The 24,770-nt window shown below is 34.5% G+C and carries 21 protein-coding genes; 10 read left to right on the top strand and 11 right to left on the bottom strand.

Annotation, left to right across the window (positions count from 1 at the left end; all coding sequences use genetic code 11):
• Positions 1–164: 164 nt before the first annotated feature.
• From groL to BUB80_RS04410, 6 genes are all read right to left on the bottom strand, one after another.
• Entirely contained in the window at positions 165–1,790 is a 1,626-nt protein-coding gene (groL, locus tag BUB80_RS04440) for a chaperonin GroEL (RefSeq protein ID WP_054511663.1), read from the bottom strand.
• A 73-nt stretch (positions 1,791–1,863) separates the two neighbouring features.
• Complete coding sequence (locus tag BUB80_RS04435; protein ID WP_228433685.1) at positions 1,864–2,175, bottom strand: four helix bundle protein; 312 nt, start codon at positions 2,173–2,175, stop codon at positions 1,864–1,866.
• 97 nt (positions 2,176–2,272) lie between these two features.
• Positions 2,273–2,551, bottom strand: coding sequence for a co-chaperone GroES (locus tag BUB80_RS04430; protein WP_073291315.1), 279 nt, complete (start codon positions 2,549–2,551; stop codon positions 2,273–2,275).
• A gap of 435 nt (positions 2,552–2,986) precedes the next feature.
• Positions 2,987–4,192, bottom strand: coding sequence for a cation:dicarboxylate symporter family transporter (locus tag BUB80_RS04420; protein WP_073291311.1), 1,206 nt, complete (start codon positions 4,190–4,192; stop codon positions 2,987–2,989).
• 70 nt (positions 4,193–4,262) lie between these two features.
• Positions 4,263–5,549: a CitMHS family transporter gene (locus tag BUB80_RS04415; protein WP_073291447.1), complete on the bottom strand. Its 1,287-nt coding sequence runs from the start codon at positions 5,547–5,549 to the stop codon at positions 4,263–4,265.
• A 22-nt stretch (positions 5,550–5,571) separates the two neighbouring features.
• Positions 5,572–6,264 carry a DUF2490 domain-containing protein gene (locus BUB80_RS04410; RefSeq protein ID WP_073291310.1) on the bottom strand — a complete coding sequence of 231 codons (693 nt, stop codon included), beginning with the start codon at positions 6,262–6,264 and terminating at the stop codon, positions 5,572–5,574.
• A 150-nt stretch (positions 6,265–6,414) separates the two neighbouring features.
• On the opposite strand from BUB80_RS04410, the gene BUB80_RS04405 reads away from it, so the two are divergent.
• From BUB80_RS04405 to BUB80_RS04390, 4 genes are all read left to right on the top strand, one after another.
• Positions 6,415–7,521, top strand: coding sequence for a sensor histidine kinase (locus BUB80_RS04405; RefSeq protein ID WP_228433683.1), 1,107 nt, complete (start codon positions 6,415–6,417; stop codon positions 7,519–7,521).
• A complete protein-coding gene (locus tag BUB80_RS04400; protein WP_073291307.1) occupies positions 7,518–8,216 on the top strand; it encodes a LytR/AlgR family response regulator transcription factor in 699 nt (232 codons plus the stop codon). The genes BUB80_RS04405 and BUB80_RS04400 overlap by 4 nt, the downstream gene beginning before the upstream one ends.
• 256 nt (positions 8,217–8,472) lie before the next feature.
• On the top strand, positions 8,473–8,937 hold the full coding sequence (locus BUB80_RS04395) for a Panacea domain-containing protein (RefSeq protein ID WP_073291305.1): 465 nt from the start codon (positions 8,473–8,475) through the stop codon (positions 8,935–8,937).
• Entirely contained in the window at positions 8,915–9,391 is a 477-nt protein-coding gene (locus tag BUB80_RS04390; RefSeq protein ID WP_073291303.1) for a hypothetical protein, read from the top strand. The genes BUB80_RS04395 and BUB80_RS04390 overlap by 23 nt, the downstream gene beginning before the upstream one ends.
• A 194-nt stretch (positions 9,392–9,585) precedes the next feature.
• On the opposite strand, the gene BUB80_RS04385 is transcribed toward BUB80_RS04390, so the two are convergent.
• Positions 9,586–11,961: a M1 family metallopeptidase gene (locus BUB80_RS04385; protein WP_073291302.1), complete on the bottom strand. Its 2,376-nt coding sequence runs from the start codon at positions 11,959–11,961 to the stop codon at positions 9,586–9,588.
• Positions 11,962–12,027: 66 nt separating this feature from the next.
• Positions 12,028–12,606 carry a HupE/UreJ family protein gene (locus tag BUB80_RS04380; protein WP_073291300.1) on the bottom strand — a complete coding sequence of 193 codons (579 nt, stop codon included), beginning with the start codon at positions 12,604–12,606 and terminating at the stop codon, positions 12,028–12,030.
• 129 nt (positions 12,607–12,735) lie between these two features.
• Between BUB80_RS04380 and BUB80_RS04375 the strand changes: the two genes are divergently transcribed.
• The 4 genes from BUB80_RS04375 to BUB80_RS04360 all read left to right on the top strand — a co-directional run bounded on the left by BUB80_RS04375 (position 12,736) and on the right by BUB80_RS04360 (position 19,886).
• Positions 12,736–15,969, top strand: a complete 3,234-nt coding sequence (locus BUB80_RS04375) for a S8/S53 family peptidase (RefSeq protein ID WP_073291298.1) — start codon at positions 12,736–12,738, stop codon at positions 15,967–15,969.
• Between the two features lie 81 nt (positions 15,970–16,050).
• Complete coding sequence (locus BUB80_RS04370) at positions 16,051–16,575, top strand: DUF6702 family protein (RefSeq protein ID WP_073291296.1); 525 nt, start codon at positions 16,051–16,053, stop codon at positions 16,573–16,575.
• 467 nt (positions 16,576–17,042) lie between these two features.
• Positions 17,043–17,858, top strand: coding sequence for a hypothetical protein (locus BUB80_RS04365; protein WP_073291295.1), 816 nt, complete (start codon positions 17,043–17,045; stop codon positions 17,856–17,858).
• 504 nt (positions 17,859–18,362) lie between these two features.
• Positions 18,363–19,886 carry a hypothetical protein gene (locus BUB80_RS04360; RefSeq protein WP_139262527.1) on the top strand — a complete coding sequence of 508 codons (1,524 nt, stop codon included), beginning with the start codon at positions 18,363–18,365 and terminating at the stop codon, positions 19,884–19,886.
• Between the two features lie 99 nt (positions 19,887–19,985).
• Here the strand turns inward: BUB80_RS04360 and BUB80_RS04355 are convergent, their stop codons facing one another.
• From BUB80_RS04355 to radA, 3 genes are all read right to left on the bottom strand, one after another.
• Positions 19,986–20,585 carry an acyl carrier protein phosphodiesterase gene (locus BUB80_RS04355; protein WP_073291291.1) on the bottom strand — a complete coding sequence of 200 codons (600 nt, stop codon included), beginning with the start codon at positions 20,583–20,585 and terminating at the stop codon, positions 19,986–19,988.
• A gap of 86 nt (positions 20,586–20,671) precedes the next feature.
• Complete coding sequence (locus BUB80_RS04350; protein ID WP_073291289.1) at positions 20,672–22,219, bottom strand: zinc-dependent metalloprotease; 1,548 nt, start codon at positions 22,217–22,219, stop codon at positions 20,672–20,674.
• Between the two features lie 75 nt (positions 22,220–22,294).
• Positions 22,295–23,644: a DNA repair protein RadA gene (radA, locus tag BUB80_RS04345; protein ID WP_073291287.1), complete on the bottom strand. Its 1,350-nt coding sequence runs from the start codon at positions 23,642–23,644 to the stop codon at positions 22,295–22,297.
• A 61-nt stretch (positions 23,645–23,705) separates the two neighbouring features.
• On the opposite strand from radA, the gene BUB80_RS04340 reads away from it, so the two are divergent.
• Positions 23,706–24,116 carry a hypothetical protein gene (locus BUB80_RS04340; RefSeq protein ID WP_073291285.1) on the top strand — a complete coding sequence of 137 codons (411 nt, stop codon included), beginning with the start codon at positions 23,706–23,708 and terminating at the stop codon, positions 24,114–24,116.
• 63 nt (positions 24,117–24,179) lie between these two features.
• The gene (locus BUB80_RS04335; protein WP_073291283.1) at positions 24,180–24,755 is read left to right on the top strand and encodes a YceI family protein; all 576 of its coding nucleotides are present in this window, start codon (positions 24,180–24,182) and stop codon (positions 24,753–24,755) included.
• Positions 24,756–24,770 lie beyond the last annotated feature (15 nt).

Below are 24,770 nucleotides of genomic sequence, written 5' to 3'. Positions count from 1 at the left end.
TATACAATTGCGCTAATGTTGTTTTGATTTAACTATCTATTTATTAATCATTAAATATAAAATATAAATATACTATTTCCTTACGGAAAACCATATTCAAACAAAAAAAACCGCTCCACAAAAGCAGAACGGTTAGTATATTAAATTGCCTCGGTCGCTGACCGTTACATCATTCCTGGCATTCCACCTCCCATTGGCATAGCAGGTTCTGCGCTTTTCACTTCAGTGATTACACACTCAGTAGTTAATAGCATTCCAGAAACTGAAGCTGCATTTTCAAGGGCAACTCTCGTTACTTTAGTTGGGTCGATGATACCTGCTTCAAGCATGTTTACATACTCGTCAGTTTTAGCATTGTATCCGAAGTCTCCGCTGCCTTCAGCAACTTTAGCAACGATTACAGAACCTTCACCTCCTGCGTTAGCAACGATTTGTCTTAATGGCTCTTCAATCGCTCTTTTTACGATTTTGATCCCTGTAGTTTCGTCAGCATTAATCCCTTGAAGGTTTTCTAAAGCTGAGATTGCTCTTACAAAAGCAACACCACCACCTGCAACGATACCTTCTTCAACCGCTGCTCTCGTAGCGTTTAATGCATCGTCAACTCTGTCTTTTTTCTCTTTCATTTCAACTTCAGAAGCTGCACCTACATACAATACGGCAACACCACCAGCTAATTTAGCCAATCTCTCCTGTAGTTTTTCTCTGTCGTAGTCAGAAGTTGTAGTTTCCATTTGAGCTTTGATCTGGCTTACTCTACCTTTGATCTTGCTTTCGTCACCACCACCGTTTACAACTGTTGTGTTGTCTTTATCGATAGATACTTTCTCAGCAGTTCCCAACATATCTAGAGATACGTTTTCCATTGTGAAACCTTGCTCTTCAGAAATAACCTGTCCACCAGTTAAGATAGCGATATCTTCCAACATTGCTTTTCTTCTGTCACCGAATCCTGGAGCTTTTACAGCTGCAATTTTAAGAGAACCTCTTAATTTATTTACTACTAAAGTAGCCAAAGCTTCACCTTCAACTTCTTCAGAAATAATTAATAGAGATTTTCCGCTTTGTGCGATTGGTTCAAGAACTGGAAGTAATTCTTTCATTGAAGAGATTTTTTTCTCAACTAAAAGAATGTATGGGTTTTCTAGTTCAACTAGCATTTTTTCAGGATTCGTCACGAAATATGGCGACTGGTATCCTCTGTCAAACTGCATACCTTCTACAACGTCTACAGTTGTATCGATACCTTTAGCTTCTTCTACAGTGATAACTCCTTCTTTACCCACTTTTCCGAAAGCTTCAGCGATCAAAGATCCGATTGTCTCGTCATTGTTAGCAGAAACAGAAGCTACTTGCTTCACCATTTCAGTAGAATCACCAACTTGCTTAGACTGTTCTTTAAGGTTAGCCACAACAGCAGTTACTGCTTTGTCGATACCTCTTTTTAAGTCCATTGGGTTTGCACCAGCAGCTACATTCTTAAGACCTTCTCTTACGATAGCCTGTGCTAAAACAGTAGCGGTAGTAGTACCATCTCCTGCGATATCATTAGTTTTGGAAGCAACTTCTTTTACCATTTGCGCTCCCATATTTTCTACTCTGTCTTCAAGTTCGATCTCTTTTGCAACAGACACCCCGTCTTTAGTTACGTGAGGTGCACCGAAAGATTTCTCAATAACAACGTTTCTTCCTTTTGGTCCTAACGTTACTTTTACTGCATTAGCCAATGCATCAACCCCTCTTTTTAAAGCGTCTCTTGATTCAATATCGAATTTTATTTCTTTTGCCATTTTATTTTAGCTTTTGGCGATTTGCTTTTGGCTTTTGGCTTTAGCAATTCGCAAGTTTATTGTTAATTTTTTTTTAATTTTGTCTTAGCTTATTCCATAATGCAACAAGCTTCTTTTTTAATAGGGTTAATTCTTCTAAAAGATCTTGATAATCACTTTCGTTGATATATTCTAAATCTTTAGCCAGAATTAATTGGTTTTCAGCTTCATTAGATGATCCTAAAGCAATATTGATAAAATTAGCAAATTCTTTATCTGAATTTCTACCACTTCCTTCTGAAATATTATATCCTATTGAAGCAAATGATCTTCTGATTTGAGAGGTTAATCCAAAAATTTCTTCCTTTGGAAAAGTTTTAGTTGAAGTATAGATTTTTAAAGTCAATTGATGACTTAATTACCAAACTTCAAATTTTTTAAAATCTCTCATACTAATTTTCGTGCATTAAGCCATCAGCTAGAAGCCAATAGCAAGAAGCGGTTTACCCAATAACTCCTAAAAGATCTCCTTCTTTTACGATTAAGAAATCTTTTCCGTCTAGTTTTAATTCAGAACCTGAATATTTTCCATAAAGAACTTTGTCACCTACTTTTACCGTTGTAGGCTCATCTTTTTTCCCTGGACCTACTGCTACTACTGTACCTTCTTGTGGTTTTTCTTTTGCTGTGTCTGGAATAATAATACCTGAAGCTGTTTTAGTTTCTGCAGCGATTGGCTCGATCAAAACTCTGTCTGCTAATGGTTTAAAGTTTACTGACATAATATGTTTAATTTTTAATTATTTCTGTGTTGTAATTCTCTAAATACGTGCCAAGCGACGGAAAGGAGAGTTTTGGCAGACTTTTGTTGGGAGATGTGAAATTTTGGCAGAAAAATTTCAGCTCTTTTTTTGAAAATTGCACGAATCGTCTGATGGTAAAATATCAATACAGAGGAAGGAGTAATTTAGTTGAATTAAACAAAGTCAAAATGTGTAAAAGTTTATAAACACGTAAGATCACTTAAGTTTTAAGAGTCGAAAACGTTGAAAATAATAAATTTCATATAAGGTGAAAATCAAAGATTTTCAATACAGCTTAAGTGTTCTTATCAGCATTTATCTAAATTAACTTTAATGAACTTAAGTGTAAAACATTTTGTGGTTAAAATAAAAAGTATGAACGAGTCAATTATTAAATATCATCATCACAGACTCTTAATTTTTTTGATATTGGTTGAGCTTCGAAATCACTGCACCGGCAACAGCAATGCCAATAAAATTGGTTACAGATCTTGCTTCATTCATAAAACGGTCTACGCTGTAAAGCAAAGCTATATCGGTTAAAGGAATTTTTCCGAATCGGTTGAGTGTAAATATAAGGGCCAGAAATCCTGAACCCGGAACGCCAGAAGCTGTTTTTGAGGTAAGAGAAATAATCATGAAAAGCCAGATGTAATCATTAATGCTTAAAGAAATATTATAAAATTGAATCAGAAAGCAACAGGCTACCGAAAGATAAATACAGGCCCCTGCAAGATTAAAATTATAGCCCAGCGGAATAATAAATCTTAAAATTTTTCTACTGTATCCTTCACTTTCCATTTTCTCAAAAATAATGGGAAAGGCTGTTTTTGAAGAAGAGGTGGTAATGACCAAAATAATTTCTTCCTTGATGTTGAGAAGGAATTTCCAAAGATTAAATTTAAATAAATAAGAAACAAATCCCAATACTCCGAAAATGAAAACAATATCTGCAAGATATACCGTTGCTACTACTTTGCTAAGCGGTAAAAGGGTATTGATTCCGTACACTGAAATTCCAAAAGCGATATTACAGAAAATAATAAAGGGAAGTATCATGTACAGGTATTTGATAACGGTATAGAAAGCGTTAAGTCCAGCATCTAATATCTTTAGAAAATGTTCTCTTCCTTTAGATAAGTTCAAGGAAACTCCAATAATAATTGATGAAATAAGGAAAATCCCGTGTCGGTTGAGATAGAAAACGGAGGTGAGAGAATCGTCGTTGATATCAACAATTTTAGGAAGGGCAGTATTTATTTTACTGATATCAATTCCTGTATTAGCTCCTGGCTTTACCGCAAAACCAAAAATAAAACCTAATAAAATAGCCACTGAAGTGGTGAGAATAAAATACAGTCCGGTTTGCCAGATGATTCTGTCTGCATTTTTAATTTCAGCTAAATGACAGATTCCATAAATAACAGCCATGAAAATAATTGGCAGAATGAGCATTTCCAGCACCATAAAAAAATACTGACTTACCACGCCAAGTTTAATGCTTAGCTCAGGGAAATAATGTCCCATAAGTACTCCGCCGATAATGGCGGCAAATACATAAAGTGTAAGATTTTTTAAGTATTTGCCCGTAAATGTCTTTTTTGTGTGGAACAGGTTCATTTCAAAACTATTTGTCGGTGCAAAAATAAAATTATATTCGGACCGCAATAAAGTTATGAATTATTTTAAATTAAATAACGCCCAATAGCAACGCACCCAATAGCATGATGATAGAAGAGCCGATAGCCCATTTTAAAGTATATTTTAAATGATCTGAAAATTCTACACCTGCAAGGGAAACCAATAAATAAGTGGAAGGAACAAGCGGACTTAAAAGGTGAGAAGCCTGGCCCACAAGACTTGCTCTGCCAAGTACATCGGGTGGAATACCCAACTGATGTCCGGTGGCTGTAATGATGGGTAGGATTCCAAAATAATAGGCATCATTGGTGAGGAAGAAAGTTAATGGAACACTGAATACTGCTGTAATGATATTCAAAGAACCACCCCAGCTTTTGGGTATTATTTCTATCACACTATTTCCCATAGCCTGCATAATACCAGATCCGTTAAGGATTCCTGTGAAAATTCCTGCTCCAAAGATCATTCCTGCAACTGATAAAGCATTCCCTGCATGTTTGGACATTATTTTTTGCTGGTCTTTTAATTTCGGGTAATTAATAACAGAAGCAATACAGAAGGCAATCATAAAGGCAATACCAAGAGGAACAATATCAAGGATCATTACGGTTAAAAGAATAAGGGTAAGAATTAAATTTACCCATATCAATTTCGGACGAAGAAGGGCTGGGTCTGATTCTCCAATGATATCGGTATTGCTGTATTTTGTGTATTTACCATGTTTTGCAATGCGTCTTTTTTCTCTTAACCCTAAAATATAGGCAACAAATATGACCCACAAAATTCCTAAAACCATAATGGGAATCATAGGGACAAAGATTTCTGTATGTCCTAATTTCAGGGAACTCATTACTCTTGCTGTAGGACCTCCCCAAGGAAGAATATTCATAATACCGCCTGCCAACATAATGATACAGGTTAGTATTAAAGGATTTAAACCTTGCTTTTTATAAAGCGGTAGCATAGCAGCAACAACAATGATATAGGTGGAAGAGCCATCTCCATCCAGAGAAACAAGTGTTGTAAGGATGGCGGTACCTATAGTTGTTTTAATTGGGTTATCTCCAACAGCTTTCAGAATGATATTAACAAGAGGTTCAAATAATCCTGTGTCTATCATTAAGCTGAAGTAAAGGATGGCAAAAATCAACATAACTCCGGTAAGAGCTATTTCTTTAACCCCATTTTTCATCATACCTCCAAGCTCAGGGCCGAAACCTGCAACAACTGCAACAACTACGGGAACGATAACCAAGGCGGTAAGCGGGGTCATTTTTTTATTCATAATGAGCACCATAAAGATGATGATCATTAAAAATCCAAGGAATGTAAGCATAACTAATTGTGTTTTGTGTTTTCTAATTTTTTTCTTTTTTGCGCCAATCAAAGTTATTTCTGAATCCTATAAATCCATAATTACTTGTGGCTCCTGTCTGGATCTGGTTGATGAAAGCGACTTCTATTGCAGAGTTTTTTCCTGTTTTTATTCCGATTCCTGCAGTTATACGGTTGCTGTCAAAAGGATCTTCTTTAACTACGTTCATTCTGATTTCATTTTTCAGAATTCCATAATACTTTTCTTTTTCTCCTGCTTTGTTAAATGGGATTCTCAGGGAAATAAGATAACGAAGCCTTACAAGAAACGTATCCGGGTTGTCTATGAAACGCTCTTCAACACGGAAACGATGAGATACTAATGTTCTTCCAATACGGCCTCCTAAACTAACCTGTTGAAAAGGGCGTTTCTCATATCTTTGCTTTTTGGAGTTGTCTGAATTATAAGAATTTAAAACCAGAAACATAAATCCTGCTGCTGGTCTTACATCTTTGGCAACTTCATAATCTACATATGCTGTGACCAGAAATAGTCTTGTATCATACCCCAGATCAAAGGAACGATATTGAGACAGCGCCGTTAAAGCACTTTTATCTGTTAATTCTGCGGTCATAAGATACTGGAACCACATATTATAATTGTCACGACTTTGTGCACTTGCAGAGGTACAAAAACCGAGGAGTAAAATAATAATTAATTCTAATTTAATCTTCATGTAATATTTAATTAATATCTATTCTCTCAAATATATCCAGAAGAAGAAATCGCTGATTAATTTTTCAACCAATGACAGATTTTATCAGTAAACTGCATAACGAAATAAAAAAGATGTTATATTTGAAAGACCGAAAATTCTAGTTTTTAGATGTTTTTACTTGTAAATATTGTAGTTATACTGTTGGTTTTTAGGATTTTGTTTAATGACAAGATTCTGAAAATGCTAATGAAATACCGTTGGGGCTTTTTACTGAAGTTTCAGCATGTTTTCTTCTTTTTTATTTTCATTTTGATTACTTTTTTCACCGAAAACTACTTTCTTGATGCTCCGGAATTGATTTGGTGTGTTTTATTTATAATTATTTTCAACATTGGAATGTACTATTTGGTATACTATTATCTTGTTCCACAATTTTACTTATCGAATAAATATCCGCAGTTTATTTTATACGCTTTAATCTGCTTTTTGGTATCCAGCCTTTTTAGAATTTTACTGGAACCTGCAGTTTTTAGAATGAATTTTAATGAAACCCTTTCCAATACCAAATTTTTATATAATGTATATACAGAACAGGGGATTGTAATTCTTGTAGCTTCGTTTTTAGGAATAACGAAAGATAAATTTTTAATAGAGCAGGATTTTCAGGAGTTGGGGGAAGAAAAAGAGCAGCTACATCTGGATTTACTTAAATCTAAACTGAATCCTCATTTTCTGCTGAATACCCTTAATAATATTTATTCAAAGAGTTTTCATGCTTCAGAGAATACATCAGAATCTATATTGCAACTCAGTAAGCTCCTTCAATATGTTATTTATGATAGCAATAAGGAAACAATAAGTATTGCACAGGAGTTTTCTTCTATAAAATCTCTTACAGGTTTATATCAATTAAAATACAATAATCTGCTCGCGATTTCTTTTGATATCCAAGATGAAGAAACATTAGAATTAATTGAAATTCCACCCTCTATTTTTCTTACCCTGTTTGAAAATGCCCTGAAACATTCCGCTATAGGAATTGAATCTGACAGTTTTATAAAAGTCAGTTACAAAATACAGAACCAAGAAATTTATTTTGAAATTATAAATACCGTTGCCAAAAAGAAAATCCTTGTAAATGATGATAATAGTGGGTTGGGTAATGAAGCAGTAATGAGCATCTTAGAAAAGAAATATTCAGGAATATTTACTTTTCTTTCTACAAGTATTGAAAATAACCAATATCAGACTGTTTTAAAAATTAAATTATCATGACCAATTTAACCATAGTAAGTGTGGATGATGAATATCCTGCGTTGCAACTTATCAAGCAGTATTGTAACCAAATAGAGGATGTTGATCTTTTAAAAGGATTTCAAAACCCGGAAGAGGCGCTGGAATACCTTCAGGAAAATAAAGTAGATCTTGTTATTCTGGATATCAATATGCCGTATATGAATGGGATTGAGCTTTTGGAAAAAATGCCCTACAAGCCCCTTTGTATATTTCTTACATTAGAAACCCAATATGCTGTAAAAGCTTTTGAGTTAGATGTTGTGCATTATCTTGTAAAACCTGTAGATTTTGAAACGTTTAAAAAGGCGGTGGATAAGGCAAAGAATTTTTTACAGTTTAAAAAATCGGTGGAGAATAAAAAGCAGGAAGATTTTATCATGTTTAAATCTAATTATATCATGAATAAAGTTTTGTTGGAAGATATCAAATGGATTCAGGGTTTTGGAGAATACATTATCCTTATTACCTCTCTGAAAAAATATATGATCTTGGAGCGTATGTCTAATTTTGAGGAAAAATTTCAAAACTTAGGGTTTATCAGAATTCATAAATCATATATTGTTTTGTCTTCTCACATCAGTTCTTATGATACCGGTAATGTGTATCTTAAAGATGGAGATAAACTTCCTCTAGGAAGAACCTATAAAAATTTCTTGAAAGCGCATTTGAATTAGGAAGAGACTGGATAACAATTTTACCTCCAATGACAGGTTTTTTCGAATGCTGTTTTATTGCGTCAAGTTATGACGCATTCATAGGATATATTTGACTTTTAAAAAAGCAGAAAATATTATCATACAAACTCAATTATATTTTTATCATAATTCTAAAAAATAAAATTATGATTTATAATTAGATTTGGATAGCTTTGCAAACTTTTTGAAAATCAATAGAAAAGACGTATCTTTAAAATGTAAATTTAGAATTATTATGTATAACAGTTTAGACATCGCCAACGAATTTATGAAGCTTGCTAAAGAAGAGGGCTTTACAATTCAGCCGATGAAGCTTCTGAAACTAACATATATTGCTCATGGTTGGTATCTGGGATTTAATGGGAAGCCATTAATTAATGATACAATTCAGGCATGGAAATATGGTCCTGTTATTCCTGTGCTTTATAATGTAATAAAAAGATTTGGATCTGGAAGTGTAGACCCAATGACGGTAGAATTATATAAAGAGAAAGATTTAGAAAAGGATGACGCCGAATTTGTTAAACTGATATGGAATAATTATAAGCAATTTTCTGGATTGGAATTGTCAACTAGAACACACCTGGATAATACCCCTTGGAAAAAGGTGTATGATGGGGTGCACAATAAACCAATTCCTAATGATTTAATCGAATCATATTATAAATCGTACATTAATGAACGAAGAGCAGCAAAGTAATCCAAACGAAGATGCTAAAAAGTTTTTCAATGAAAACTATCAGGATTTTGTTAACTCTGTTGGAGTAACAGAAGATAGTAAATCTTTGGTTGAAGAAGACTTTCTTTTTTCTGGCGGATTAGATAATATTGATGTCTGGATAAAGCATGAAGAATTTAGGCTGAAAAAAATTAATAGTAATTCTGAGAGACAATTAAGAGAAAAAAATGCTAAACTAGCTTTTGAATTCGCCAGATGGTGGGCTATTTTTATTGGTGTTTTTATCTTATTACATGGTTTTAATGGGATGGATTTTTGTAAATCTCATTTGCATTTTAATATTTCTGATACAGAATTTATGTTTGTGTGTGGAACTCTTACCGCATCTATTTTAATATTTTACTTGAATGTAATTAGAAATCTCTTTCCGAATAAATTTGATACTTTAAAAAATGAAGATAAGTCTTCAGAATAACCATTCCTTATATGGTTCTTTTTTAGGTAATTCGTACGGATATATCACCTAATCTATTAAATTATAGTTGATTCTCTATATTAGTTTTACTACTAATGTAAATTCTTATGTCATTCCCAAAATTTGTGTTTTGGATATATCCAACAAAAAAGAACTGCCAGATAAGCAGTTCTTGTAATAGTATTATATTTCTTTTATTTCTTTCCGGCGGCCTGCATCGGGTTTATTTTTCCATTGGAGCCTCCTCTCACAGCTTGTTGTTGCTTTTGTTTAAATACCTGGAATTTTGAAATTTCAGAAGTTGTTCCGTCATTGCTCCAGAAATTATTTGAAGTATCAATATCTGCGGTTTCCCTCATAGGATCCAGTTGGACAGATTTTAATTTCTTTTCAAAGTAATATGTCTTAGATACTTTTTGCTCATTTAATCTCCAGATCTGCGCCGAAGATTTATCGTATAATTTGGTACCGTCTTCAAAAGTAAACTCAAGAATTATTGGCATTACCAATCCGCCTTTGTTCACAAAATCAATTTGATAGGCTGTAATGTTTTTGAATTTTTCTTTGTCTTTATTATCAAGAGCAGCAGTGTTATCCGCCTTTACAGTATATTCTTTATTGTTATCTACTTTTTCTTCACCTCTGTCATATCGGTAATAGAAATCCTGAAGTTCTTTGTCTTTATCTACAAAGAAAGTAATGCTTTTATCTTCTTTGTTTCTGATTTTAGAAAGGTCTTCAAAACTATTTACTAAAGGCTTTTCTACTTTATATGTCGTTTCATTAGCTTGTGGTATGGCATTAAGATCAGGAGTAGCAATGGTTACTTTATCAATGGCAATATCTACAGGATCTGTTCCGAAGAACCAACCTCTCCAGAACCAATCTAAATCTTCACCGCTCGCATCTTCCATTGTTCTGAAAAAATCTGCAGGCTCAGGGTGTTTGAAAGCCCATCTTTTAGCATATGTTTTAAAAGCTTTATCGAAAAGTTCTCTTCCCATAATGGTTTCACGAAGGATATTCAATCCTGTTGCCGGTTTTGAGTAGGCATTCGGACCAAACTGAACAATGTTCTCAGAATTCGACATGATAGGCTCTAACTGATCTTTAGGAAGTTTCATGTAATCAACAATCGTCCAAGCCGGACCACGTTTTGAAGGGAATTTATTATCCCATTTTTCCTCTGTAAGATATTCTGTAAAAGTATTTAATCCTTCATCCATCCAGCTCCATTGTCTTTCATCGGAATTAATGATCATTGGGAAAAAATTATGTCCTACTTCATGAATCACAACTCCAATCATTCCGTTCTTTGTTCCTTCAGAATAGGTTCCGTCTTTTTCTGTTCTTCCAAAATTGAAACAGATCATTGGGTATTCCATTCCGTTGGCTGCTTCCACAGATTGGGCAACAGGATACGGATAAGGAATCGTAAATTCTGAATAGGTTTTGATGGTATGGGCAACAGCTTTGGTTGAGTATTTTCTATATAAAGCATATGCTTCTTTTGGATAAAAACTCATGGCCATTACTTTATTATTGTTTTCAGGAATAATTACGCGCATTCCGTCCCAAACAAATTTTCTTGATGAGGTCCATGCAAAATCTCTTACATCATTTGCTTCGAAATTCCATGTTTTTCTTTGTTTAGCATGATTTTTTTCTGCTTTTTTAGCATCATCCAACGTAACAATTTCTATTGGTTCGTTGGCATTTTCTGCCTTTCTATATCTTGCTAATTGGTCTGATGTTAAAACCTGTTCGTAGTTTTTACATTCTCCTGTTCCTCCTACGATATGATCTGCAGGAACATTCATTGAAACTTTAAAGTTTCCGAAAACTAATGCAAATTCACCTCTTCCAGTAAACTGATGATTTTGCCATCCGTGGAAATCACTGTATACACACATTCTAGGATACCATTGTGTCATGGTATAAAGGTCATTTCCATCTTCTGCAAAATTCTCATAACCGCCACGGCCTCCCATTTTTATTCTGTCCGGTATGTTGTAATTCCAAGCTACTTTAAAAACCAGTTTTTCTCCTTTTTTCAGCGCCTTGGGTAAATCAATACGCATCATGGTTTGGTTTATTGTATATTTTAATGGAGCTCCTGAAAGATCGGTTACTTTTTCAAGAATCACTCCATATCCATTATCTTTTATGGGCAGGTCAGTTGCTTTTAACTGCTGATCGTTGGTAGATTTAGGAAGAGTAGAAGAGTAAGGGAAATCTGCTTTTTTTACTGTAGACTGCTGATTTTCGTCTAACTGAAGCCAGATGTATTCCAGATCATCAGGAGAATTGTTATAATAGGTAATGGTTTCAGAACCTTTTAGATTTCTTTTATCTTCATCCAGATAAGCGGTGATGTCATAATCGGCTTTGTTCTGCCAATATCCATGTCCAGGTGCTCCAGAAGCAGCTCTGTAAATATTGGGCGTTGGAAGGATGGTTCCTAATTGCTCAAATCTGTTTCCGTGATTACTTCCCGGATTATTTTGAATATTTTGAGCAGATAAACCCGTATATAAAAATACTGAAAGTACAGTTACTTTTAGTTTCATGACAGAATAATTTAAGAATGATCAAATATAATAATAAGTAGTTGAAAACTTCGATATGTTTCAGCGTTAAAAAGGAATTCTTTCTAATGTCATTTTTAAGGCTAATGCAAAGACAACTGAAGAGACAAATAATATCCAGTCTTTCTTATTAATCTTAAAGATTTTGAGTGCAATAAATAATACAATTAATATAGCGAACACAATAATAATTTGCCCTAATTCTAAGCCAATATTAAATCCTAAAAGCGGAAAGAAAATATTTTGACTTTTAGCAATCATTACTCTTGCCGTATTGGCAAATCCCATCCCATGAATAAGTCCGAAAATTAAGGCTAGATAATAATTTGCCCGCATTAAGGTTTGTTTTTGGTTTTTCATGATAATATTGTCCAATGAGGTAAGAACAATAGTTAGAGGAATTAAAAATTCTACCCAAGCAGATGGAACTCTGAAAACATCAAGAATACTTAGTGCTAAAGTGATAGAATGCCCAATGGTAAACGCAGTCACAAGTATTAGAATCTTTTTCCAATCGTTATAAGAATATACTGCAATTAATGCTAAAACAAAAAGCTGATGGTCTAAAGCGTCTAATGAAATGATGTGTTCCCAGCCTAGTTTTAAATAGAATAAAAAGTCCTGCATAGATATTTAGATTTACTAATAGATTAAATAATAATTTTTTAAATAGCGTATTTCATGGTTGATAATTTATGTTAATCTTCTTTAAAATAAATAAAAATTGTATCATTGTATTGTTAAAAATTACGCAATATGAATTTTAGAAAACTATTATTTGCAAAAGTAAACATTCCTGTTACAGGAAGGAATACTTTAAGAAATGTAGCCGCAGTTTTTTTAGGACTTTCATCCTACGGAATGTTTGGCCAGGTTCAGAAATTAGACTCTCGATTTGAAACGTTGTTAAAGAATAAAGACAAATTATCAAAAGGAGTTGAAATTAAAGAAATGGCCCGTCCGGAAATGCAGCTGGATCAACATTTGGTTGTCACTTCTAAAGGTGCACAAACCATGTACTCATGTATTATTTATACAAAAAGCCCTGATAGATTAAAATCAGAGGGAATTTTGGTTCAAAGTGTACTTCCTACTTTTGCTACCGCACTGGTAGGAATAGACGATATTCAAAAACTGACTCAGCTTCCTTATGTAACCTCAGTGATGGCACCTACTTTTGATGTTCTTCATAATGATGTAAGCAGAGCACAGTCTGGGGCAAGTCTTTTACAGGATGGAGCTTTTAATAATACTTCATATGTAGGAACCGGAGTTTTGGTTGGTGTTTATGATACGGGAATCGATTGGAAGCATCCTGATTTCAGAGGAGCTACAGATCAGACAAAAAGTAGAATTTATTCAATTTGGGATCAGACCTTAACGCCTCAGGGAGCTGAAACTTCACCGGCAGGATTTTCTACAGGGGTAGAATATACAAGAGCACAGATTGAAGATGAATTGGATGGAACACCAACCAATTTTGTTCGTGAGACTGATACCAACGGTCACGGAACACACGTTTCGGGAACAGCAGCAGGAAACGGATCTGCCTTTGCAGACAAAAGACATAAAGGGTTTGCTCCGGGAGCAGATATTGTTTTCGTAAAAGGAGGAAATGGGTCTTTTCCAACAACCAATACCATCAATGCTTTAACCTATTTTAAAAATGTGGCGACGGCTTTAAATAAGCCTATTGTTGTGAATATGAGTATTGGAGGTCAAGGGTCTGCTCATGATGGTACAGCAAGCAATGAAGTGGCAGTAAATGATTTTATAGCTTCAGGTCCGGGTAGAGTAGTGGTTATTTCTGCTGGTAATGATTATGGTGGGAATATCCATAGAACTGTTGATATTGCACCTAATGCAGCACAAACTTATGCATTTACTGTAGGTAGTAATACGTCTGCAGCAGCTATATTTTCTTTTGTAATGTATGCTAATGATGATAGTCCGGTTACAGCTAAACTAACAACACCGGACGGACAACAGTATATTCAGAATATTTCTACGAATACAACGCACAGTATTTTAGGTGGTGGATTAACTGCTACAATGTATAATTATTGGGGAACTGATAATAATAAAAGATATGTACAGCTAATTGTGAGCCGTCCTACAGGATCTACGACCAATGCACAAGGAAACTATACATTAGAAATTACCAATAACGGAGCGCAACAAATCAATACGCATGGTTGGTTATACAGTCAAGGGGTTGCTACTGCTTTGACGGGAGGAAATAACGAATATATTGTAGGTTCACCAGGTAATGCATCTAGTGCGATTACAGTAGCCTCTTATATGGGAAGAGCGAGTTGGTATACTGCTGCAGGAGGATATTATACACTTACTCCGCAGGAGTCTATTTCGGCATTTAGTTCTCAAGGACCTAGAGTTGATGGTTTCCAAAAACCCGAAATAGCAGGATCTGGACAAAATGTGATCTCTGCAAGATCTAGTAACTCAGCACCAGATGCTACAGATATTATTAGCGGGACAACATATTATGTGAAAAACCAAGGTACAAGTATGTCTTCGCCAGGAATTGCAGGAGCGGTTGCATTATTGCTTCAGGCTAATCCTAATTTAACGGCGGCGGCTGTAAAAAGCAGATTAACGCTGAATGCAAGAAAAGACGGAGCTACAGGGAATATTCCTAATGCAAGATGGGGATTTGGTAAATTGGATATTTATAAAGCCGTAACGGATGAATTAAACTGTGTGAAGTCTAATTTTGAGATAGTTACATATGACGAGCCTTATATCATTGCAAATACAGAATCTAATACTTTCTTTGAGAACACAGCATTAGCTGTTCGTTATACTCCAACATTAACAGGTAAACTGGGAGGATTCTCATTCCTGACAGGTACTTCTACTATTCCTAGTGATATGGCTGTTGATATTCAGATAAGAAAAGTAGATGCCAACGGAAATCCGGGAGATATCATTGCAACTAAAACAGTTTCGTCTTGGGTAAATGATATTCAGAGATTTACATGGAACTATGTGAATGTTTCAGATTTAAATGTTCAGACCGTTACAGGAAAAGATTTCTATATTGTGATCAACGGATTGAGCGGAAGAATTGCCATGAAGACGGAAGCGATAGTTGTGAACAACAGATCAAAAACTTCTACAGATGGTACGAGTTGGACTCCAAGAACATTCGATCTTAAAATGAGAGCTACGGTATATGAAAATGTAGCTGAGGTGAAAGTATTGGCAACAGCTAATCAAACGAAATTGTCTCCGGTAGCTACAGGATACAATTATTTTGTAAACAATTGCCAGTTGATTTCAAGAGTAGAAAAAGAAGCTGCAAGTACGGTAACAGGAAATGTAACCTCTAAAGTTTGGGTAGATAATGCACAGCCGAACTATGTTTCAAGAAGATTCGAAGTAAACCCTGAAAACAATGCAACTACCACAACAGGAAAAGTAACGTTGTATTTCAAGCAGGCAGAATTTGATGCCTATAACCTTACCAATACGGTTAAGTTACCTACATCAAGTACAGATAATGCAAATAAAGCTAATCTTATTATTGAAAAATATTCAGGAACAAGTGTAGCAAATACAGGAACAGTAGCTTCTTACGGAAGTGCTGCTTCTACCATTACACCGAATGTAGCTGATATTGTTTGGAATGATACCTACCAATATTGGGAAGTTAGCTTCCAGACCACAGGATTTGGAGGATATTTTGTGAAGACCAATTCTAATACATTAGGAGTGAATGATACCAAAGGAAACGATGGCATCAACATTTATCCTAACCCTGCGAAGAGTGTTGTAAATGTTAATCTTGGTAAAGTTTCTAAGGCCGTAGTTACTATACATGATATTTCAGGGAAATTGATTAGAAATGTAGATATTACATCTACTTCTAATAAAATCAATGTTTCTGATTTGGTAAAAGGAACTTATGTGTTTACAATTACTTTAGATAACAATACTAAAATTGTGAAAAAGGTGATTAAAGAATAAGATCATCCTCATTTTATAAGTACATACAGTGGCAGCTAATAACTGCCACTTTTTTTATATTTGTCCAAATAATTACACTCCATGTTTTTGAAGCTAAATATATTGTTGGTAGCACTATCTCTTTTAATTCCTGTTACATTTCAAAATGTGAAGACTAAAGAAGCATTTCATCCCTATCATGTAGGCTCAGTGGAAATTAATTATAACTCAAAATCAAAAAGCTTTGAAATTACCGGACGCTTTTTTCTGGATGATCTGGAAAATGGGCTGACAAAGAAATACGGAAAACCTTTTCATTTTAATGATGAAAAATATAAGACTCAATTAAATGAAGCATTAAAAAATTATTGTGCCGAATATTTAAAGCTAAAAGGAGATAATCGGTTTTTAAAAGTTAATTATGTAGGGTATGAAGAAGATAATGAATCTGTAAATGTTTTTTTAGAGTCTGAGCCCTTAAATGGTCCTAAAAAAGTGGAAGTAGCTGTCAGTTTTCTCTATAATCTCTACGATGATCAGATCAATATTGTTCATATTGTAGTGAATGGAAACCGTAAAAGTGAAAAACTCACCTATCCCAATAGATACCTGTATCAGACGTTTTGATGGCTTTTCTTTAATTTTAACTCTACTTTCTATAATGTTTTTAAGGTTAAATTATTACAAAAATCAGGTTTTTTGTTTTTTTTATTTGAAAAAAATAATATATTTGTAAGAGAAGTAATAAGCGTTTAATAATGCATTTTATTTTCTGAAAAACACAAATTTTTAAGACACAAATAATGAAAAATGAAACACAAATACTTATGGTATTTGCTACATTCAGATGTAGCGATTATACTTTCGCCCAAGTTGGCATATCTATCCAGAATATTTACGAAATCAAATAATTTTATTGTAGTCTAGAACTTCAGTAAATATTATCTATGTACTTTGCAGAGGAAACTCTGCCGGCTATATCGTGCTCTGTTTTCAAAAATTTTCTATATCCCTTAACTCAAAAATATCCTTTTTAATGACATCTTATCTAACCTTTAAAAAAACATAAAAACAATATAAAAAACCTAAATGTTATGAAAAAAATTAAATTCTATTCATTATTGGCATTATTGTCAATAAGTACTATTTCGTACGCCCAAGTAGGGATAAATACACCTAATCCACAAGGTGTTTTTAATATTGATGGGGCAAAAGATAACTCTGCTACAGGTGTCCCTACAGCAGCTCAACAAGCAAATGATGTTGTGGTGACCTCACAAGGTAGATTAGGAATAGGAACGGTTGCTCCTGCTAATGCGCTCCATATAAAATCTGCAGCAGATCCATTGAAACTGGAAGGAGTGGCCGCCGGTAATACAACTACGGATCGTTTGGTGGTTATAGATGCCAATGGAGTTATTAAAAGTATCAATACATTAGGAGGATTATCTATTCCAAATCCTGCAGTATTTAGATTAGGAACTTCTCAAAATGATTTTTTAAACGGGATACCTGCTGGGGCTTCCCAGGTTGTTCCGATGACTTTGGTGAAAAATACGATTCCCGGATTGTCGTATAATGCATCTACAAGTACGATTACTTTCCCGGCTGGTACCTATGAGATGATGTTTGTATATGAGGGAACCCATAATGCAGCAGGATGTACCATTAGCTCTTATTTTGTAGATTTTCCTTTGAATAATTCTATTCAAAGAATTCATAGCACTGCTTCACATATTGAAGGAACCTTATCAAATCATGGAGGCTCTCTTGCATATGCTACCACAATTCCGGCAGGCCAAACCTGGCAAATAGCCTTAGGGAGAGGTGTGTCGGGGAATTGTACTGGGAAAGGTATGGGGCTAAGAGATAGCTCAACACAATTATTGGTGTTTAGAGTGGGAGATTAATACTCTTTCTACATAAAGTTATTTAAACTTAGCATTAAACTTTTAAAATGGCTGTCCTTATCGGGCAGCCATTTTTTATAGGCAGAGGTTCAAATTCTATTGAACCGTGAAATATATTTACGAGTAATATTTCTATAGAAAGCATACAAAAATGATGTAATAGTTATTTTAATGGTTTCTATTAAAAATTGAATGAATGTAAAGCGTTCAATATTATCATTCTTTTCTTATCAGATAGGCATTGGTAAATATGATTAAATCTCAAATAAGTGATTTGTAATGACTTATTGAATAATGGTTAATATTTATTAATAATCTTTGCATTGTGAATAAAAAATATTATATTTGTTTTAACATAAAGCGGCTTATTTTATAAAAAAATTAACATTTAATATAAAAATTAAACTCGTTTTTCCTAAACCATGAAATCACTGATTGTATGTAATATAGATTATATACTTTATTAATCAGGAAAAAATAACCTTAAATAAACTAACCATGAGAATGAAAAATTTTTACCCCATAATAGCACTGTTTGCTTTTAGTAGCGCTTCTTACGCGCAAGTAGGGATAAACACAAATACGCCGAATTCTTCCTTAGACATAGCCGCTAAAAATGCTACCGGAACTAGCGCAAATATAGATGGTCTATTGCTTCCAAGGGTAGACCGACAAAGAGCACAAAGTATGACGGCGATACCTACTTCTACCATGATTTATGTAAATAATGCAGTGACAGGAACACAAACAGGTAATGCTGTGAATATAGACGCTGTAGGATATTATTATTATAATGGTCTTGCATGGGTAAAACTAGAAAACCCTAGTGGGACTGTATTTACTAACCTTAATATTTATAATGGTGATGGTACTTTACAAGGAAATAGAATTGTAACGCAGGGAGCTAATACATTAGCTTTTACAGCAAGTGCAGTCAATGCATTTTCTGTAGATGCTACAACATTTTCTGTGGATGCTACCAATAAAAGAATTGGGGTAGGTACTATAGCTCCAAAACAACAGATTCATATTACAGAAACTGGCTCAACAACCGGAATAGCTAACAGTTTTATTTCAGGATTGGCAGTTACCGGAACAGGTAGCGCAGCAGGTTTTAGCGGTCCAGGTTTTTATCTGGAAAATACAAGTGCTGCTGCTGGGTCAAAATTATTTAAAATGAACTATAGTTTAAATGCTACAGAACCTATTTTGAATTTTCAGGCGGTGAGTGATAATGCAAGTACCTCAGTTTTACAAATGTTAACACTTACACGTTCAGGTAAGTTAGGGATTAATGCTACGGTGAGTCCTGCAAGTAATCTGACAGTCAACGGTAATGCTGCAGTTGGAAATAGTTATATAGGTATTGCTGCCCCTACTAATGGTGCAATTGTACAAGGAAATGTGGGAGTTGGTAATAGTGCACCAACCAATGCACTTCATGTAACTGCGGCGGCTAACCCTTTACGTTTGGAGGGTACTGGAGCAGGAGTTACGACTACAGATAAGTTAATGGTACTGGATGCTACCGGAGTTGTAAAAACAATTGGTACATTAAGTGCTTTATCTATTCCCAATCCTGCTATTTTTAGGTTAGCAACAGCACAAGCTGATTTTTTAAATGGAGTTGCAGCAGGTGGATCCTCAGTAGTACCAATGGCGGTAGTAAAAAATACAATTCCTGGGATGACATATAATACAACTACTAATACTATTACTTTTCCTGCAGGAACATATCAGATGACATTTGTTTATGAAGCTACTCATGGTGCAACAGGATGTAATATAAGCTCTTATTTTGTAGATTTCCCTTTGAATGGGAGTACACAAAGAGTACATAGCACAGCAGCTCATGGTGAAGGTAATCTATCAAATCATGGAGGGACAATAACGTATGCTACTACAGTTCCAGCCAATGCAACCTGGCAGATTGCTTTAGGAAGGGGCCAGTCAGGTAACTGTAGTGGTCTCGGAATGAGTTTAGCTGCAGTTTCTACTCAGGTATTGGTATACAGAATTGGTGATTAATTTTTTTCAGGCATAAATTATTCTACAAACACAAAACAACATATAAATGTTCCCAAACATTAAAAAACACTTACTAACGAGTAAGTGTTTTTTTTATCATTAAAATGGATTTTCTATTTCCAGTAAAGCATTAACCCCTTTTGCATGAGCCAACAAATCAGGAAAGAAGTTATTGTAGCATTCCTGAAGAATATCTTTATTTTGAAGAAATACGTCAAACACAGGAAGGTCTTTATCCAAGTACTTCGCTTTGTTGAGAACATTCTGAATACTGAATTTTATACCCCAATCTTCACGGTAATTATAAAGCCAATCATCATGTTCCATCTTGATGAGCATTCTTTTGAAATTTTCGGGAAGCCATTTTTGATTTTCATTAAGAACCCGGTATACTCTTAGAGAATGCTCTTTCCATTCATGAAGAGAATGTAAACTTAAATCATTCGCTACAAAGTAATCCATAGCAACATCCACAAATGCTCCGGAATATAATCTTACCAAGGGACTAAAAACCTTCTTGGCCTCATGCAACGCAGGATGAGCATCAGTAAAAGTATCAATCGCTCTGTGTAAAGTAATTCCATCCTGAATTTCTTTAGGAAAAGAAAAACGGTCTCTGTTTCGGATAAAATCTTCGAGAAATTGCCCAACAATTTGCCCGTCCGAAAAAGTAAGAAAAGAATGTGCCAGATAATTCATACGACAAGGTAAGGGTTAATAATGAAAAATCCTCTGAATAAAATTAAAATATTCAGAGGATTTTTATTCATTATAAAAGTGAACAATTATTGAACGATAAATTTTTTACTTCCAATGAATGAACCTTTACCATCGTAAATATTGAGAAAATAGACTCCTGAAGTGTATCCTTTTAAATGAATAGTTCTTTCGGTGGTTGTTTCAATAAGCTGTCCTGTCGTGTTAAATATTTTAAATGAATATCTTTCACTGTCACTTAACGAAATAGTAATCATATCTTTGGCGGGATTAGGATATAAAGTAAATTCTTTTGTATTAGGAAGAATTTCTGAGGTAGATAATACATCTGCTGAAACTGCCGGCATAAAATTAGAAACCACACACGCAAAACGGGAGAATCCAAACGCTTCGTTAGATGGATTAGTGTTTCCTATAGCAATTCCTGTAGGTTCTGAATTATAATTTACACCAGGGTTTGCCCAACGGTTGATTCTCGTGCAGTTAAATCCGGCAGCCGAACATTCGTCATTATAAGCCATAATAGTTCTCCATCGTTGAGAAGAAGTACTTGAAGCTCCGTTATTAATGGCTGTTCTGTTTACATATCCATGATGATGGCTGCATGGGGAAGTACTTGTATTCACATACCAATCATGTTGTAATCCCATATTGTGTCCTAATTCATGCGCCAAAGAATAGTTGGATACTGCACAATTATAAAGACTCACACAAAATCCGTTGGCACCGCTGTAATTGGTTGGGCTGGTATTCACATATCCCAAACCACAAGTATTGGTTGGTGTTCCGGTAACCAAAGCTACCAAATCTGCTCCGTACGTAGTTCTTAGGGTATGAACATTATCCATATAACCATCATTATTAGTTCTTAATCTCGAAAGATCTGTGCTGATATTTCCAGGTTCTGTATAAGCGATTTCTCCTGAATAGACCAAGTTAATCGTCACATTTGAAATCCCCGAATTGGTTAAAGAGGTATTAAAATTAGTAATGGCGGTTGCTATAAAAGAATTACTTTGTGCAACACCACCCCAGGCTGTTCTTGCAGCAGAAGTATACACCACCATCACATCAACACGGGAAGAGGCGCAAACCGGGGTTGTATCCAGACAAACATTCGAATTAACTTTTCCAAATCCGGGAAGGGTAGAATCTAAAATAGAGTCATCTTTAGAATCCTGATCAAGAATTTTCTGATCGCTTACCGTTGACAATGCGAAAATATCTCCGTTTGTTTGATGAAACATCACCTTTTCTCCACTAGCGGGAGCATACATTCCGGTTACAATATGATCATATGTTGAAAATACCAAATCAGATTGAGGTTCATTCTCAATGCTATAAACATAAGATTGGCTTTTGTTACTGTAATTTAAAACCCGATCAAATTTTGCGGTGATCTGTTTATTATTGGGTAAGTTAATTTTGAGATCAGACTTTAAATTAAAGTCATTCTGTTTATAATATTTTGTTGAAATATAACTTGAAGCGAGCTCTTTAGTAATCTTTTGATTTTCAGCTAAGCTTCCTTCCTGAATAGGATTTTGAAAAACACTGATCTGTGCAGACAACAAATTCGCACAGCAAACAAGTAGAATAATAAAATTTGTTTTCATGTGTAGGTATGTTTTAAGATTATGGATATATAAATATAAACATAATATTTCAACACAAGGTGACTTTTTTAATTATTAGAAAAGTCTTTCATGAAAATCTTCAATTTTACTTACTTCTTCAATTTTTATTCCGTGTTTCCTTTTGGCAATTTTATTTAGATTAGAAACAAAAATAGTTTCATAACCTAACTTTTCAGCTTCAGTAATTCTCTGTTCAACTTGCGCAACCGGACGTATCTCGCCACTTAAACCAATTTCTCCCGCAAAACAAAAATGTTCTGAGATGGCAATATCTTCATTGGAAGAAAGGATAGATGCAATCACCGCTAAATCCAAAGCAGGATCGTCGGTTTTTATTCCTCCGGTAATGTTTAAGAAAACGTCTTTTGAACCCAACTGAAAACCTGCACGTTTTTCGAGAACTGCTAACAACATATTCAGTCTTTTAGCGTCAAAACCTGTACAGCTTCTTTGTGGAGTTCCATACACGGCAGTACTTACCAACGCCTGAATTTCCAACAACATCGGGCGGTTTCCTTCTAAAGTTACGGCAACAGAATTTCCGGAAAGTTCTTCGAATTTTTTAGTAATTAAAATTTCGGATGGATTTTTAATTTCCTTTAACCCTTGAGAAACCATTTCATAGATCCCGATTTCAGCCGTAGATCCAAAACGGTTTTTGTTGGCTCTTAATAATCTGAAAAGATGATTTCTATCGCCATCAAAATTCAATACAACATCTACCATGTGTTCCAGAACTTTTGGACCTGCAATTTGCCCATCTTTTGTGATGTGCCCAACCAAGAAAACAGGAACATTATTTTCTTTAGCATATTTAATGATCTCGTTAGAACATTCTCTGATCTGAGAAACCGTTCCGGGTGAACTTTCAATTAATTGAGATTGCAGCGTCTGAATAGAGTCAATAATAACAAAATCGGGTTCCAGCTTTTTAGCTTCATGAAGGATTTTCTCCAGTGAAGTTTCTGTATAAAGAAAACATTTCGGATTTTGAACATCCGTTAATCTGTCGGCTCTCATTTTAATCTGAGATGCACTTTCTTCCCCCGAAACATAGAAAACTTTTTTCTTCATTTTCAGAGCAAGCTGTAAAAGCAAGGTAGATTTTCCAATACCGGGCTCACCACCGATTAAGGTAACTGAACCTAAAACAATTCCGCCTCCCAACACACGATTCAATTCTTCGGAAGGAGTTTTTATACGCGGTTCTTCTATTGCTTCTACTTCAACAATATTGATAACGTGTTGCTTTGATTTTGAAAAAGGAGGTGTTTTAGATGAGGTTTTTTCTACGACCTCTTCCACCAAAGTATTCCATTCTCCACAGTTTTTACATTGCCCCATCCATTGAGAATACTGTGATCCGCAGCTTTGACAGAAATATGCTGTTTTTAATTTTGCCATACCGCGAAGTTCTTGATTTTTTTTTGAATTTTTCTTCCGAAATTTTGGTTAATTTTCAAACATGAAAAATAGTGTACTCAAAAGTTTGTTGATTTTTGTTGTCATGAGCCTTCTTAATGCTCAATTCAGTGAATGGATATTGTATTTTTTAAAAGAGAGATCAGATGGAGTAGCAATGGTTCCAATCGGAGTTTTGGTGGAATGTCTTATTGTAACAGTCATTAGTTTTATTACCATATTAATCTTCAGAAAGAATTATGATTCAGTTTTAAAAATGGCTGTTTTATTTGAAATTATTTATATAATTACATTAATGATTTCAGGAACGAATCCGCTACAATATTTTTTTAATAAAGGAGATGCAGAATTCCTAGCTTTATTTCTTTATATCAATTCACTGATCGTTCTTTTTATTCTATTTCTTTTTGATTTGCTCTATTCAAAGATAATTTTATCCAAAAGTAGAAACTAACATAGATCAACGTCACGATCTGTTTGTTCCTCTATCTTTGTCGGATAATATAAATATTTCACTATGAAAAAAGTATTTTTAACTTTTGTGTTGGCTTTGGTAAGCGTTGTAGGTTTTGCACAGACGAGTTGGGCTGTAGATCCTATGCATTCATCAGTAAATTTTAATATCAAACATATGGGGATCAGCTTTGTACAAGGTAGATTTGATAAGTTTGAAGGAAAAGTAATGACTCCCGGTAAAGAAGCAGGATTAGATAATGCGGTATTTAGTTTCTTTGTGAGCACAGGTTCTGTGAATACAGGGGTTGAAATGAGAGATAAGCATTTACAAAGTGCAGATTTCTTTGATGCAGAAAATTTTCCAAAGATGACTTTTGAAAGTGGCCCTCTTGTGAAGGATAAAAATAATACTTACACATTGAAAGGGAAATTAACGATAAAAGATGTTACTAAAGAAATTTCTGTTCCTGTAACATACGGTGGAATCACAAAAAATCAACAAGGAAAAGAAGTAATGGGTTTCCAGACAAAATTTACAGTTAACCGTTTAGATTATAATATTAAATATGATCCAACAGGTGCTGGTGTAGCTAAAGATGTTGACGTAAACTTATATTTTGAGTTAGTGAAACAATAATTTTTATATAAATTT

The organism is Chryseobacterium polytrichastri (assembly GCF_900142445.1).
Taxonomy (GTDB): Bacteria; Bacteroidota; Bacteroidia; order Flavobacteriales; family Weeksellaceae; genus Chryseobacterium; species Chryseobacterium polytrichastri.
The sequence above is the reverse complement of the archived record's forward strand: the minus strand, read 5'-3'. Positions and strand labels throughout refer to the sequence as shown.